Source organism: Symplocastrum torsivum (assembly GCF_059505465.1).
In genome coordinates this window covers 83151-97126 of sequence record NZ_JCACKQ010000112.1, presented here as the reverse complement: position 1 = coordinate 97126, position 13976 = coordinate 83151, and the positions used below count along the sequence as shown (strand labels likewise).

General features: G+C 45.1%; 15 protein-coding genes. 6 read left to right on the top strand and 9 right to left on the bottom strand.

Annotation, left to right across the window (positions count from 1 at the left end; genetic code table 11):
- Window positions 1-4: 4 nt before the first annotated feature.
- From AC5JL3_RS25615 to AC5JL3_RS25590, 6 genes are all read right to left on the bottom strand, one after another.
- On the bottom strand, window positions 5-1819 hold the full coding sequence (locus tag AC5JL3_RS25615) for a proline--tRNA ligase (protein WP_496077162.1): 1815 nt from the start codon (window positions 1817-1819) through the stop codon (window positions 5-7).
- Between the two features lie 55 nt (window positions 1820-1874).
- On the bottom strand, window positions 1875-2273 hold the full coding sequence (locus tag AC5JL3_RS25610; protein WP_496077161.1) for a type II toxin-antitoxin system VapC family toxin: 399 nt from the start codon (window positions 2271-2273) through the stop codon (window positions 1875-1877).
- Window positions 2273-2560 carry a hypothetical protein gene (locus tag AC5JL3_RS25605; protein WP_496077160.1) on the bottom strand — a complete coding sequence of 96 codons (288 nt, stop codon included), beginning with the start codon at window positions 2558-2560 and terminating at the stop codon, window positions 2273-2275. The genes AC5JL3_RS25610 and AC5JL3_RS25605 overlap by 1 nt, the downstream gene beginning before the upstream one ends.
- Before the next feature lie 465 nt (window positions 2561-3025).
- The gene (locus AC5JL3_RS25600) at window positions 3026-3232 is read right to left on the bottom strand and encodes a DUF6887 family protein (protein WP_496077159.1); all 207 of its coding nucleotides are present in this window, start codon (window positions 3230-3232) and stop codon (window positions 3026-3028) included.
- Complete coding sequence (locus AC5JL3_RS25595) at window positions 3232-3408, bottom strand: DUF6888 family protein (RefSeq protein ID WP_496077158.1); 177 nt, start codon at window positions 3406-3408, stop codon at window positions 3232-3234. The genes AC5JL3_RS25600 and AC5JL3_RS25595 overlap by 1 nt, the downstream gene beginning before the upstream one ends.
- A gap of 122 nt (window positions 3409-3530) precedes the next feature.
- Window positions 3531-3998: a hypothetical protein gene (locus tag AC5JL3_RS25590; protein WP_496077157.1), complete on the bottom strand. Its 468-nt coding sequence runs from the start codon at window positions 3996-3998 to the stop codon at window positions 3531-3533.
- Between the two features lie 441 nt (window positions 3999-4439).
- On the opposite strand from AC5JL3_RS25590, the gene AC5JL3_RS25585 reads away from it, so the two are divergent.
- Entirely contained in the window at window positions 4440-4682 is a 243-nt protein-coding gene (locus tag AC5JL3_RS25585; RefSeq protein WP_496077156.1) for a helix-turn-helix domain-containing protein, read from the top strand.
- A gap of 164 nt (window positions 4683-4846) precedes the next feature.
- Here the strand turns inward: AC5JL3_RS25585 and AC5JL3_RS25580 are convergent, their stop codons facing one another.
- Window positions 4847-4972: a hypothetical protein gene (locus tag AC5JL3_RS25580; RefSeq protein WP_496077155.1), complete on the bottom strand. Its 126-nt coding sequence runs from the start codon at window positions 4970-4972 to the stop codon at window positions 4847-4849.
- 174 nt (window positions 4973-5146) lie between these two features.
- Here AC5JL3_RS25580 and AC5JL3_RS25575 point away from each other — a divergent pair, with 174 nt between their 5' ends.
- From AC5JL3_RS25575 to AC5JL3_RS25565, 3 genes are all read left to right on the top strand, one after another.
- Window positions 5147-6112: a homogentisate phytyltransferase gene (locus AC5JL3_RS25575; RefSeq protein WP_496077154.1), complete on the top strand. Its 966-nt coding sequence runs from the start codon at window positions 5147-5149 to the stop codon at window positions 6110-6112.
- A 344-nt stretch (window positions 6113-6456) separates the two neighbouring features.
- Window positions 6457-7218, top strand: coding sequence for a DUF928 domain-containing protein (locus AC5JL3_RS25570; protein ID WP_496077153.1), 762 nt, complete (start codon window positions 6457-6459; stop codon window positions 7216-7218).
- 180 nt (window positions 7219-7398) lie between these two features.
- Complete coding sequence (locus AC5JL3_RS25565) at window positions 7399-7947, top strand: DUF3172 domain-containing protein (RefSeq protein ID WP_192218871.1); 549 nt, start codon at window positions 7399-7401, stop codon at window positions 7945-7947.
- Between the two features lie 14 nt (window positions 7948-7961).
- Here AC5JL3_RS25565 and AC5JL3_RS25560 read toward each other — a convergent pair whose 3' ends face one another.
- Both AC5JL3_RS25560 and AC5JL3_RS25555 read right to left on the bottom strand, forming a co-directional pair.
- On the bottom strand, window positions 7962-8867 hold the full coding sequence (locus AC5JL3_RS25560; protein WP_496077152.1) for a hypothetical protein: 906 nt from the start codon (window positions 8865-8867) through the stop codon (window positions 7962-7964).
- 151 nt (window positions 8868-9018) lie between these two features.
- Complete coding sequence (locus tag AC5JL3_RS25555; protein ID WP_496077151.1) at window positions 9019-10644, bottom strand: hypothetical protein; 1626 nt, start codon at window positions 10642-10644, stop codon at window positions 9019-9021.
- A 470-nt stretch (window positions 10645-11114) separates the two neighbouring features.
- Here AC5JL3_RS25555 and AC5JL3_RS25550 point away from each other — a divergent pair, with 470 nt between their 5' ends.
- On the top strand, window positions 11115-12101 hold the full coding sequence (locus AC5JL3_RS25550; RefSeq protein ID WP_496077150.1) for a glycosyltransferase family 2 protein: 987 nt from the start codon (window positions 11115-11117) through the stop codon (window positions 12099-12101).
- Window positions 12102-12137: 36 nt separating this feature from the next.
- The gene (locus tag AC5JL3_RS25545) at window positions 12138-13925 is read left to right on the top strand and encodes a hypothetical protein (protein WP_496077149.1); all 1788 of its coding nucleotides are present in this window, start codon (window positions 12138-12140) and stop codon (window positions 13923-13925) included.
- The last annotated feature ends 51 nt before the right edge of the window (window positions 13926-13976 follow it).

Sequence of the window (13976 nt, the reverse complement as noted above, 5' to 3'; positions counted from 1 at the left end):
TTTGTCAGGCTTTAGCTTTCAAAGCGGTGTCAATCCATTGCTTGAGGGTAGGCATTACTTCGTCAATGGCAATGTCCTGAGACTTTTTGGTTGCCCGTTCGACGACTTCCACTTTACCTTCTTTAAGCGATCGCCCTGTTACAATCCGGTATGGAATCCCGATTAAGTCCGCATCTTTGAACTTTACACCTGCCCGTTCGTTGCGGTCATCGAATAAGGTTTCGATACCTGCCTCATTGAGTTGAGTATAGAGTTTTTGGGCTGCTGCCATTTGGTCAGCGTCTCCAACGTTTGGAACTGAGATGATCGCATGGTAAGGTGCGATCGCAACCGGCCAAATAATCCCATCTTTGTCATAAGACTGCTCTACTGCTGCCTGTGCAACACGCGACACGCCGACACCGTAACAACCCATATACAGGGGAAGTTCTTCGCCTGACTCACTGGTGTAGGTTGCCCCCATTGAGTTAGAGTACTTTGTCCCCAATTGGAAGATGTGTCCGGCTTCGATACCGCGTGCGCTTTGGAGAGTTTGAGCGAGGTTGTGGATAGCGCGATCGCCTATTTTTGCCTTCCGTAAATCGACTTCCAATTTAGGTAACTGAAATTGTTCGCCCCAGTTCGCGCCAACGACGTGATAGCCTGATTCGTTGGAACCTGTAACGAAGTTTTTCAGCTCTACGACTGTCTTATCTACCAATCGCAAAAATACAGGTGCGACTTCTTTATTGGGGTTGATGTAATCGTCAGAGATATCAGGGGCAATGTAGCCCAATGGTAGCGGCTTCGATGCCCATTTTTGTTGAGCTGCCGCATCGGGTACAGTTAGCGAGAGGAGGGTTTTGGCATTGTACTGCTCTGCCTGTCTCATCAACTCGTTTTTCAATTTCACTTCGTTAACATCTTGGTCGCCTCGGATGCTCACTAGCACGAGTACCGTCATGCCATTGTCATAGATGGCTTGGTAGAGGACGTTTTTCACGATTTGGGTGGGTGAGCATTTCAGGAATTGACACAGGGAGTCAATGGTTGGGGTGTTGGGGGTGTCGCGTTTTTCGTAGGTGGTAAAGGGTGAGGGTTCGGCATCCGGTGGCAAGGATACGGCTTTTTCTACATTGGCAGAGTACTGACCATCTTCGGTGTAGAGAACCTCATCTTCTCCAGCATCTGCCAAGATCATAAATTCTTGCGATCGCGAACCACCAATTGCGCCTGAGTCAGCTTCAACACCTCTAAATCTCAAGCCACAACGGTGGAACATATTGTGATAAGCCTGATTCATCTTCTGATAACTCTGCTCCAAACCCTCGGCACCGACATCAAAGGAGTAAGCATCTTTCATAATGAATTCCCGTCCTCGCATCAGTCCAAACCGGGGGCGAATTTCATCCCGGAACTTAGTTTGGATCTGATACAGGTTGACAGGTAGCTGGCGATAGGAGCGAACCATATCACGAGCGATCGTCGTAATTATCTCTTCATGGGTTGGTCCTAGTCCTAATTCCCGATCTTGACGGTCTTTGAGGGCAAACATGATACCCTCGGCTTTGGTGTAGGTATCCCAGCGTTCTGACTCTTTCCACAATTCAGAGGGTTGCAACTGGGGAAGCAGACATTCTTGAGCGCCAGTCGCATCCATCTCTTCACGGACAATCTGGGAGACTTTTCTTAGCACGCGCCACATCAAGGGAAGATAGGCGTAAATCCCGCTACCGATGCGACGTATGTAGCCTGCGCGGACGAGTAATTTATGACTGGGGATTTCCGCTTCTGCTGGATCTTCCCGCAGGGTGACGAAAAGCATATTAGACAGTCGCATCGTATGTTCCCTTTCTCTAGCTGAATGATTGTATCCCAGTCTAGAACATTGGTTGTCAACGGTTATGCAGTAAGCGAATAAACCCTTCTTGCTCAAAGTGTCGATCAGTAGACAAAGCCTCAGTAATCCCACGCTGGCGCATCAATACAAAGCTAACGGCATCGCACAGAGAATAGGTTTTGTCTTGCCGCCCCATCAGTAGCTCAACTGCCTCCCTGTGCAATGGCTCATCAACCCAGACTGTCTCTATATCAGGGTTGTCCAGCAAATCAGCGACAAAAGCCAGGGCGGATGAACGTGGAAAACGTCTTGCTGTGGCTAAGGCGATGTATTCAGCAATGATATAGCTATGAGTTAATCGAATTGTTGCTTTCTTATATGCAGCACAGGCTTGAGTATGCAAAGGCTCAGTTTGATAGTGCAGACAAAGCAAACCAGAAGTATCGAGGAGCATTAACCTTCTTCGTGGGTATTTGCATACTCTCTCACCAAATCTGCATCAATGCTCTCATTATCCAGGTCAGTGGGCTGTTCGAGATTAAGTGTCCCAAAATGGCTCTCAAACCTAGCTCGTGCTGTCTCTTTTTCTGCTTCAGGTAGCAACAATTTTAAAACTTGCCCAAACTGCTGCTCTAGCAATGTTGCAGCTAGCCGTTCAGGAGGAACGCCAATTGCCTCAGCCTGTCGCTGAATCGCGGTGAAAATTTGATCGTTCAGTTCTACTGTCAGAATCTGAGTCATACGAGTATGCAACGTGGCTAGGAGGCTACGGTAATTATAGCTTTGCCTGTTTTTGCTGGGTCTTCCCGCAGGGTGACGAAAAGCATATTCGACAGTCGCATCGCTTGTTCCCTTTCTCTTACTGGATTCTTGCTTTCCCAGTCTAGAACATTGGTTGCAACGGTTAATCAGGGAAGTTGGGGAGGGTATGCGATTGGCGAGAGATGGTGCAATACACTTTACAATCTCTGTTTGAGCAAACTAGGAAAACAGCAGGGCTTACAGTCGCTTTTGCTCAAAGTATTCGCGGAGTGGATCAGACTCGGACATCCTCAAAATCTCTCGATAAGACAGTACAACCGAATACTAGATCGACTGTGGGGGGAAATAATAAAGCCTTCCTTACCTTTTTAGCTATGTGGTGTAAAGTTGACGTAAACAGCAGGTGAGATCGCGCTTGTTGCTGCGGGAAATGCGATCGCGCTGCTAACTTCGATGCTCCGCTAGTTGCTGACGGATTGCTGTTTGAATCTTGTTATCGAAGTCCGGGTCATCAACTCTTGTAATGACTGGGTGCGATCGCTCTCGACGCCTTGCTAGATAAGCTTGAAAAGCAGCTTTATCTTCTCGATGCTTGAGAAAGTAACGCCTTAACTCTTTGTAAGACATAGCCATGTAGTCAACTTGACTCATTACAGCACCTCTCCACTTGGAGTAACTTCAAACTCGATTTCCTCGTTCTGCCCTGCCAAGATATATAAATTCTGAGTTCGACCGTCGATGCAAATAAGATGGATGGGCTGAAACAGCATATATGTCAACTGGTAGCCAATTCGATATAAACACCTCAGTTGCGCGTCGGTAGGCATCAAACTCCCTGTTACGTGAAGAATGTCTCTTCAGTATAACTTTGGGTGCGATTGCCTTCGGCACCAGCAAAGCTGATCGCCCACCGATAAGCTAAAGATGAGGTGCGATCGCCTCTCGTCCACTAAGTCACCGCATCAGCATCAAAAACAACCTCGAATTCAGCAGCAGGCATCCACTTACCAAGAAAGCGCTTATGATTTTCCGCTTCTGTGCGGCTGTAAAAGCGACCTACTGTATAGTGTTGAGCATTCGGCAGCAGCCTAACCAGTGTCCAAGGGTAATCCTTTTGATTCCAGAAGCGTTGGCTAGGAGGTAGGGATAGTTGTGCCGTGCGATCGCAGCCCCGATGCTCCAAACTAGAATGAATTTGAGCTAGAACTTGCGCTCTCTCTGGTGTTTCATCATTTGGTAATAAGCTCCATTCACGCACTGGTGCTGGTAGCCAAGTCAACGTGTAAGAAACTGAGCCTTTGCAAAGATACCAAGACAAGCGGCGCACTTGTTTGCGACAGTTGAAGCCATCGGCACGTAAAGACGCAACAACCCTGTCGCCTTCTGCTTTGAGGCGAAGCCATTCGGAATGTTTCATTGCTATGATTTGGGTGATTAGTTTTTAAGAAAGGGCGATCTGCAAAAATGCGATAAATGCAAAAATGTGATCGCAAATCGCCCGTTATTTCATGGAAGACATACTCAAACAGTACATACGAAGAATTTCCAGATAATCGTCCTTCGCCTCACCTCCTAAGTCCACTCATCTACTCATCCGCAAGCGAGTCCGCAAGGGAATTAATTCCCTTGCTCATAGCCAAAGTCCTCTTCAGAGGACTAAGAGATTGCAGCACAATAAATTCAGTCCACTTAAGTGGACTTGAGTTATGAGCCAAGAGTTTAAACTCTTGGCGGACTTGCTTGGTGTGAGAAACTACCCATAGAGAGACAGGGAAACAGGAAGTGTAGGGACTTCCCATAGCGTTTCCCCATCATTTTTGTTGTCCGCAACCGGAACAAATGTCCGGTTATAGAGAGAATGGTAAACGATACAAACTCAAATAGCAACCCTGAATTGGCGACTCTCAAACAGTTACGCGAACGACTGGGAATGACGCAGGAAGAATTAGCGACTGAGCTAGGGACAACAAGCAGAACAATTAGACGCCATGAAACAGGCGAAAGAGAAATTAGGTTTTCGCTCCCTCAAATCAAGCGATTGATTGAGCTAATGCAAAGAGCAGGAATGTCTGCTGATGACTTGCCAGATGACATTGAATGAGGCGGTATTAGTTCATGCCCAGTGACTCGGTGGCAACAGCTATGAAGTGAGACTGAGGGAAGGGATGCGATCCGCTTCGCTGGTGCCGTAGGCAATCGCACGTTAACACTAGCAGGGAGCCAAAATGCGATCGCCTTTGTAGGGGTAGGGAATGCGATCGCTCCTCATCTTTCTATAGCGATCGCCTCCTCTTTATGCTCGAAGGTCACTAAACGAATAATCCCATCTTCAAGCAGAGTCTGACCCAGCATCAAAAACAACCTCGAATTGGGCAGCAGGCATTCAGTCATATTGTGTATGTATGCCAATCCAAAGCCACAAGATACCCTTCTCAACTTCTACTAAAGCTTGGTAGCTTTGTCCTACTACACTAACGCTAACAGCATTGCTTAAAAATCCTAGCTAGAGCGAAGGGGGAACTAGGGAGTAAGATCTTTCTGGTCTATTCCGTCTTAATCTCAAGAATGAGCCAGATTTCTCCCCAAACGTCAACCCGTTCCCAAATCACCCCGTTTGAGCAGCCAGCTAAATGGCTCTATTCCTTTTGGAAATTCTCGCGTCCTCACACAATTATCGGCACCAGCTTAAGTGTTTTTGCCTTGTATGTGATTGCCATAGCCACTACTGGCAGCCACTTCACAGTAGTGAGTTTAGAGCAATTAGTGGGCGCTTGGATTGCTTGCTTGTGCGGCAACGTTTATATTGTCGGGCTGAATCAATTAGAAGATGTGGAGATTGACCGGATTAATAAACCGCATCTCCCCATTGCAGCCGGCGAGTTTTCGAGGCGACAAGCTCAACTGATTGTAGGGATTCTTGGCATCTTAGCCTTGCTATTAGCAGGATTACTCGGTTTGTGGTTGCTCTTAATGGTGAGCATCAGTTTAGCGCTAGGAACAGCTTATTCTTTGCCGCCAATACGCTTGAAGCGATTTCCTTTCTGGGCTAGTTTTTGTATCTACACCGTGCGGGGCGTAATTGTTAATTTAGGGCTGTTTTTGCACTTTAGTGACCGTCTATCTGGGAATGTTGTTTTTCCACCTGCACCAGTTTGGGCATTAACGCTGTTTATTGTGGTCTTTACGTTTGCGATCGCGATTTTCAAGGACATCCCCGATATGGAAGGCGATAAACAGTACAACATCACCACGTTTACGATCCAGCTCGGTAAGCCAGTTGTCTTTAACCTTGCCCGTTGGGTAATTACGGTATGCTACCTGGCTATGATACTTGCCGCGTTACTAATCCTACCTTCGGTGAACCCAATTTTTCTGGTGGTTACGAACCTACTGGCGTTAGGTTTACTGTGGTGGCGTAGCCTAAGTGTTGATTTGCAGGATAAAAGTGCGATCGCGCAGTTTTACCAATTCATCTGGAAACTCTTCTTCCTGGAATATCTCATCTTTCCAGTAGCTTGCCTTTTAGCTTGACAGAATAACAATCTTGTGAATTTATTCTTAAGGAACGTGGATTTAATAAATTGCAATTCTCACTCTAGTTATAGCTCCTGAGATTTCTGCCTTCACCCTACTACGCTTCGCTCCTATTCACTACTTCCATCACCAATGTTTAATGAAAAGTATAAGTTTTAAGAAATATTTAGACAGTTTCTCTCTCTAAATAGAGAGGTCTCTTCCTAAAGATTCTCTTATTCTTAAAAGGTAGTAATAGATAAGTACATACTTACTATTGCTCGTGTACATTTCATTAAGTTTTAGAAAAATCAGGGCGCTCTACTGAATATTAAAAATCTTTAAATACTGCGCCTACTATCATGGTGAATTCCCGCCTATTGATAAGTGTGGTCACAGCGACTGCATCAATCGTCTTGATGCCAGTGACCAGTTGGCTAGATGGTAGCTCAAACCTATTAACAAGCCCTGCTTTAGCAATTCCTACACAAACCCAATCAAATTTTAGTTATGTCCCGCCTCAGCGGGGAATGCCCAGACGAACCCAAGGAGCAGGTTCGCGAGGCTGTACTGAGTCTCAGGCGGTGGAACTAGCACTACTTGTTCCTAACGACCACACAGCAGAAACCTTGTCAGGTCATCCAACGTTCTCTTGGTATGTGTCCACTGTGCCATCGGAACCTTTGGAATTTGCCTTAGTGGAATCAGGCGTTGCCGAGCCAATCTTTGTAAAACAGCTACAGCTACAAAAGGCTGGTATTGTTCAGCTAGAAATGCCAAAGAATCTGCCGGAACTCGTTCCTGGCAAAGAGTACCGTTGGTCTGTAACCTTAATTTGTAATGCAGATCGACGCTCTAACGACACCTTTGCTCAAAGTTGGATTAAGCGTGTGCCTAGTACGCCAGCACTAGAGCAACAGCTAGCAACAGCGACAACAGAACGCGATCGCGCCTTAGCCTATGCTGAAGGTGGACTTTGGTACGATGCGATCGACACGCTCATCGCTGCCCAAGCGTCTTACTCCACTAACTCATCTATCCGTGAAGATTTCCTCGTACTACTTGAGCAGGCAGGAGTAACTGGCATCCCAATGCAAACACAGCAACGCTTAGCAAAATATTAAGGATTGCGCCTTCTGGTGTGCCAAAGCAATAGCGGTAGGGAATAAGGAAAATTTATTCCTTTCCCCTTTAAACCTTCCCGTTTTCCCTAACCAGAATAAGATATCTATAGGCATACTGGGATAAGGAGGGCAGTTGAAACTACTCCCTGCTAATTCTCCTACAGTTGACGTAAGCTAACGATGAAACGTAAATCCAGATCCACGACTATTCCTAGTCCTAGAGAAAAAGCCCCAGCTTCCAAACCCCCTTTATTTGATTTCAACTTCACTTACATGGCAATTTTGGGTGCCGTCCTGGCGCTGGGGGTTGGGATAGGCATTGCGTTTGCTTCCACAGCGAGTTCAAACCCACAGAATTTGGTAACCCGTGAAGCCATCGACCGCAGCGCACCAAATGCTGAGCTTTGTGTTCAGTATGGAGCAAGTGCGATGGTTACAGATATGCGTGTCTATGTAACGATGAGTCCCTTTAGCGTCTACGTTACCCAGCCTAATATGCAACCGGGCTGTGTCTTGCGTAAGAACAACTGGTCAATTCTGGAGCAAAGGAAACTCGTTACCTCTGAGCAGGTGCGCGAATGTAAGAACCGCATGAATACGTTTGGCTTCACTGGGGCATTAGAAGGTTCACCCAAAATTGCCTGCATCTATCAAAACAATGACGCGGGTAATACCTTCTTCAATCAACCTGGCACAGTTGGTCCACGACCAGAAACAGAAGATTTCTAAGCCAACGAATCACCTTAATTACTAATCGCTGAGAAACGCCAATCGGACTGTAGCTGAACTTGTAAAATTTGACCTGGCTGAATTGTTGTACCCGGTTGGCGAAGACTCTGATCGGTGGTAGTTTCTTCAGGAGGAGTGACTTCGAGATTATCGGATTGAGCTTCAAAGGGAAGATTACTTCCACCAAGGGCGATCGCTTTTGCAATGAAGCGACTGCCTGTACTACTCGTTTCAAAGTATCCAATCACGGGTGTCCCAGCCGGGGCAATGACTTGATTATTGCGATCGCGCAAGTCCTCCTGAAGTAGCAACACTTCCTGCCGTAACTGATAGGCTTGAAGATTGAGAACCTTTTCGCCGGGATAGCGCAGACTTAGCTGAGTGCCACTTGGTAATAGAATTTCTGGATTTACATTCGTTGCCGTTGACTCCTGCGACATAAAAGCGGCTGCTGGCTCTAGGGTTGGTATGCCGCTTTGAGGTATCAATGCTGGTTCAGCCGATGTTGTTTTCTCTGGCAATGGCTGACCAAATTCAATAACTGGGGATGAATTAGGAGTAGGAGATACATTTGCGGGTGGAAGCTCTGGTGGTTGAGCAGGTGTAACGGCTGGAAGGGTTTCAGCAGGAATGGGTTGTTGCAGGGGAGGAACGCTAACACCGGGGGCTTGATTTGTCGGAAAGATCGCTGGGGGTAGGGTTAGAGAAGGTATAGGTGTTTGTGCCAGAGATGTTGAGGCGTTAGGCGATCGCTCTTTTAAAGGAAAGGCGATCGCACTAGTTTCTCTCAGACAAGGCATCGCCACAATCATTGCTACGCTGATAACACTGAACATTCCCAGGCGCTCAAAGCGATACCAGACAGCTTTTTTTGGTCTACTGTTATGCCAAAGTCCTTTCGTCAAATTGTCTTGCCACATACTTTAGCTCCTAGTGAAAGTTGGAATCTTATCTAGGTTCAGAACAATCCTAAAGCATCTGGTGGCTGTCAACTGGGATGCCACAGTTCAGAACCGCGATTTCTTGAAGAAGTCGGGGTTCTCGCGTCCTAGCGACACTCCCCTAACTCTCTTAACTCCAATCCTTGCGACGGTATAACTGCATCAATCCCCGTTGTGGAGAGGTGTAAATGAGATCGTATCCCTCCTCTAGTTGTTTGAAGATAGACTTCGTGTTTTCAACAGTACGATGTCCCTCAAGGACTTGCCAAATCAGCACGTAATCTACCTTTCCTCCTGTCCGTTGGGGGTAGTTGAGGAAGTCTACTCTAGGAGGCTCAGCTTCAATGCCCCAGTCAGCCTTACTAGAATTATTTCCGATACTGAGGTGTAGAAAGGGATTGGTTTGGGAACGGAAAAGAATAGGGAAATAGTCTAGCGCAGCCTGGTAATTCGTGAGAACAACAACGTCCTTCTTCTGTACCGCGATATAACCTGAAGCGTGCGAAAAAGGTTTAACCCGGTCTGATAAAACCTTTCCGTCGGGTGCGTGTCCAGTATTGGAGAAGGAAAGAGGGAGAAGTGTTGTATTCGGCTCAATCAGGTGCATCCCTGAGACATACTCTTCCAAGTAGCTGTTGAGTTCGGCGTACTGTATCGTGTGAACTCCAAGCAGCATTAAAGCAATTCCCACGGCAACTAGCTGGATTCTTTGCTTGACAAGCCAATGATACGACTGCGCCCCAAACCAGAGCATTAAAATAAAAAACGGATATAACAATAGTCGCTGCTTGATATTGCCGCCGCCAGACATCTTATCGGGTGCAATAAAGTACATGAGGACGTAGGCAACAACAACCAAGAGCAAGCCATCCCAGACATTTATCTGACGATGAGCTAGTTTGGCGACAAGAACATAGAGACAAATGGCTGCAAACAAACCTGCAAGTGCGATGGATAACAAAAACTCCGGTTTCTGGAAGGAGACGAGTGAGTGGAGGCTAAGCAGATAATATATATGTTTCCAAGTCAGTCTAGACGTGTCAATGTCGGAGTTGACTGTTGACTTGCGACTTAGAAACATCACAACAAGGATGAGTGTCGGCAAAAATGCACAGAGTGGTACAAGTACTCGCATACGCAACACTCGACCAAGCGATCGCCAATTAAATTTCTGCTGACGTACCTGTGGCGCGAGATCGAGAATTGTCAACCATACCGTTAAAAGTGCGATCGCTACATACGCTGTCACGAATGAGAATAAATGACAGAAGTAGAGCAATAGCGAGAGAATGCTTAAACTGATTACCCGACTAAGCGTGAAGTGGTTCTGGTGCTTCAGCCAGTAACCAACAACAAAAAAAAACATTGCCATGCTGTACGAGAAATTGTAAAAGCCCATGTGAAGCACATAGTTGTAGATGAACGGAAACGCCAGAAATGAGAGAAATATTGCATCTGGACGAATCGCGTACAACGCATAGCGAATTGAGATGGGTAAAAGAATGATATAGCCACTCAAGAGAAGCTTCTGGGCAACCAGTGGTGGCACGAGATGCATCAGTCCTGCTAGGACAAGATGGCTAAACCAGTTTGGGGTAAGGTTTTTGTTGAGTAAATAATACTCGCGGAAAATAGAGCGTTCAGGGAAATAGTACTCACGGAGAACACTAGCGTTGTGAAGGTGAGCAGGTCCATCTTGTGAAGGAAAGTACTTAAAAAACCAGATAGGAAACAGATGAGCAACGATCAGTAGCACAAAAAATAAATTTTCTCTCTTACTCAGCCAGCTACTAATAGCTTTCCGAGAATAGATGCAGACCGAAAAAAAACTGGAAGATTTGTTCACAGTTTTACCAAATATCAAATTAGGGAACAGTATTTTGTACCTACCACAGACAGGCACTAAATAAGTGTTGAATTTACCTCAGCTACTTATTTTGTCAAACAATTGCAAATTTATTTTGACAAAAACGAAGTTTTAAGATAAAAGGTAATTTTTGGGTTTGGCGCTTTACCCCCTTCATTGGCACCAACCTAAAGATAATCCAAACATCACACACTCAAGGTAATCGGTTTGATGGTTAAATTGACTCAGTTCGAGGCTAATTGAGAGCAGCTTAGGGAAACCCTAGCAGAATTGGACTCAGCAATGCTTAGTGAATCGTGAATTTGAATATAATCCACCCATTGATATCCCTCTTAAATCTTGAATTGGAGTAAAGTGTCTTGACGAAACTCATCATCCAAATCCCCTGTTACAACGAAGAAGGAAGCCTGGAAGTTACCCTTTCTGAACTCCCGCGTGAGCTGCCGGGTGTAGATATTGTAGAGTGGTTAATTATCAACGATGGCAGCATTGATAAAACCGTGGAAGTGGCTCAAGCTCACGGTGTTGATCACATCGTCAATTTTGAACATAATCAGGGACTTGCGAAAGCTTTCATGGCGGGAATAGAAGCTTGTTTGAAAGCTAACGCTGATATTATTGTTAATACCGATGCCGATAATCAGTATTGTGCTGATGATATTCCAAAACTAATTGAACCCATTTTATCGGGCAGGGCTGAGATTGTTGTTGGCGCACGACCGATTCAACAAATCAAACACTTTTCCCCTACGAAAAAGTTCCTACAAAAGTTAGGTAGTTGGGTTGTGCGGATGGCTAGTAATACAAAGATTCTCGATGCGCCTAGTGGCTTCCGAGCAATCAGTCGTGAGGCAGCGCTACGGTTAAATGTATTTAATGAATATACCTATACCTTAGAAACTATTATTCAAGCAGGACAAAAAGGCATGGTTATTACATCTGTGCCAATCCGAACCAATCGGTATTTACGACCTTCACGTTTGGTCAAGAGTATCCCATCTTATGTGAAGCGATCGCTTTTGACAATCCTGCGAATCTTCATGACCTATAAGCCATTGAGATTCTTTGTAATCTTGGGTACGATTCCTTTTAGTTTAGGTTCGCTCCTTGGTGTTCGCTGGTTAATCTTGTTTTTGAGTGGTACTCCCAAAGCTCATGTTCCGAGTCTTATTTTGGCGGCAATTCTCATTTTGATTGGTTTTCAATTGTGGATGTTTGGGTTAGTCGCTGATTTAATGGCAGTGAATCGTAAAATGCTGGAAGATGTGCAGCTAAGACTCCGCCGACTTGAAGTTGATTCTCAAAACGTGAAGGAGTATTCCTCAACGAAGTTAGTGAAGCGGTAGAAATCATGCGATCGCTTTATAAACACCACGGGTGCTATGCTGAGCCGATACTTACGCCAATTTCTCACCACTCCAGTCCCAAAAGCCTCCAAGTTACAAGTCATCTTTTGGTTTAGTTTAAGTCTGGCTTTTGCAGCGGTTTATAGCACTATGTGGCTGCAACAAGCCTTCAGTAGTGAATATGTTGTGCAGGATGATGCACGACAGCACGTATTTTGGATGCGTCGGTTTTTAGACTCTAAGTTGTTCCCGAATGATTTAATTGCTGATTATTTTCAATCTGTTGCTCCTTGGGGTTATACCACTCTATATCAGTTATTTGCAGCTATAGGTATTGACCCAATTCTTTTTAGTAAGTTCTTGCCAGTTGTCCTGGATTTAGTAACGACTGGGTACTGTTTTGGTATTTGCTTAGAAATTTTGCCTGTACCTGTGGCAGGTTTTATTGCCTCTCTGGTACTCAACCAAAATCTTTGGTGCAAAGAAGACTTAGTTTCAGCCACCCCTAGAGCCTTTATTTATCCACTACTTCTTGCCTTTTTGTACTATTTATTACAGCAAGATAGAAAGCGATCGCGTTTAACTAATTCCTTACTTCCTTGTATGGCTGTAATTGCTTTGCAGGGTCTTTTTTACCCTCAGTGCGTGTTCATCTCTGTGGGAGTTCTAGTACTACGGTTATTGCGCTGGCAACAGGGGGAAATCAGATTTTCTCGGTACCGAAGTGACTATTGGTTCTGTGCGGCTGGTTTAGGAGTAGCGATACTTGTACTCTTACCATTTGCCCTAACAACGTCTCAATTTGAACCAGTGATTAGTGTAGCTGAAGCGAAGACACTACCAGAATTTTGGTCAAAGGGACGAGCAAGCTTTTTCCGTGATAATCCTTGGAGGTTTTGGTTGGGAGGGCGCAGTGGCATATTTCCAGAAATGCCACTTACTCCAGTAACCCTTAGTGCTGGTTTATTGTTACCAATATTGCTGCGATATCCTTCTAGATTCCCCTTAGTAAGGCAACTGAGTAACGAAAGTATCGTTTTAATTCAGCTAGTTATCGCATCAATTGGTTTATTTTTTGCAGCTCATGCTTTGCTATTCAAGCTCCATCTACCGAGCCGTTATACACAACATAGCTTGCAAATTGTGCTAGCGCTATCGGCGGCGATCGCATTAACCCTCATGTTAGATGCCCTGTTGTACTGGGCGCAACAGCAAAGACAACCAAGATTGATAAAAAGACAAGTTCTTGCACTTGGAACAACTCTATTACTAGGGATAGTTTTGGCGCTGTATCCAAGCTTAATAAAAAATTTCCCAAGAACACAATATAAAGTCGGTGAAGTACCAGCACTTTATCAGTTTTTCGCCCAACAACCTAAAGATACCCTTATTGCCTCCCTAGCTGAAGAAGCGGATAACCTGCCAACATTTTCTCAGCGTTCCGTCTTAGTCAGCCCAGAATATGGAATCCCTTACCATACTGGCTACTATGGTCAATTCCGTCAGCGAGTTATTCACCTCATCCAAGCTCAATACAGCCCAAATTTAGCCGGATTACAAAGCTTTATTCAAAAATACAACATCAATTTCTGGTTACTAGAAAAACAAGCATTTGAAGTAAATTACATTGATAAAAATCGTTGGATTCAACAGTTTCAACCTGCCGCAGCAGAAGCCCAAGCAAGACTCGAACAAGGAATTAAACCAACGTTATCAGGCTTAGTAGAAACTTGTTCTGTCTTCAAGACTGAAGAATTCCTTGTATTGAGTGCAGAATGTATAAAAAAACAGGATAAAGCCAACTACAAAATTGCACTAAATTGAGCGAGAATTCAAGCCACACCTTACCTCAACACTTTGTGTTGGAACTTAAGC

Bases quoted from the DNA above. Each gene is read 5' to 3' on its own strand.
- AC5JL3_RS25615 (WP_496077162.1), bottom strand. From the start codon at position 1,819: ATGCGACTGTCTAATATGCTTTTCGTCACCCTGCGGGAAGATCCAGCA.
- AC5JL3_RS25610 (WP_496077161.1), bottom strand. From the start codon at position 2,273: ATGCTCCTCGATACTTCTGGTTTGCTTTGTCTGCACTATCAAACTGAG.
- AC5JL3_RS25605 (WP_496077160.1), bottom strand. From the start codon at position 2,560: ATGACTCAGATTCTGACAGTAGAACTGAACGATCAAATTTTCACCGCG.
- AC5JL3_RS25600 (WP_496077159.1), bottom strand. From the start codon at position 3,232: ATGAGTCAAGTTGACTACATGGCTATGTCTTACAAAGAGTTAAGGCGT.
- AC5JL3_RS25595 (WP_496077158.1), bottom strand. From the start codon at position 3,408: ATGCCTACCGACGCGCAACTGAGGTGTTTATATCGAATTGGCTACCAG.
- AC5JL3_RS25590 (WP_496077157.1), bottom strand. From the start codon at position 3,998: ATGAAACATTCCGAATGGCTTCGCCTCAAAGCAGAAGGCGACAGGGTT.
- AC5JL3_RS25585 (WP_496077156.1), top strand. From the start codon at position 4,440: ATGGTAAACGATACAAACTCAAATAGCAACCCTGAATTGGCGACTCTC.
- AC5JL3_RS25580 (WP_496077155.1), bottom strand. From the start codon at position 4,972: ATGACTGAATGCCTGCTGCCCAATTCGAGGTTGTTTTTGATGCTGGGT.
- AC5JL3_RS25575 (WP_496077154.1), top strand. From the start codon at position 5,147: ATGAGCCAGATTTCTCCCCAAACGTCAACCCGTTCCCAAATCACCCCG.
- AC5JL3_RS25570 (WP_496077153.1), top strand. From the start codon at position 6,457: ATGGTGAATTCCCGCCTATTGATAAGTGTGGTCACAGCGACTGCATCA.
- AC5JL3_RS25565 (WP_192218871.1), top strand. From the start codon at position 7,399: ATGAAACGTAAATCCAGATCCACGACTATTCCTAGTCCTAGAGAAAAA.
- AC5JL3_RS25560 (WP_496077152.1), bottom strand. From the start codon at position 8,867: ATGTGGCAAGACAATTTGACGAAAGGACTTTGGCATAACAGTAGACCA.
- AC5JL3_RS25545 (WP_496077149.1), top strand. From the start codon at position 12,138: ATGCTGAGCCGATACTTACGCCAATTTCTCACCACTCCAGTCCCAAAA.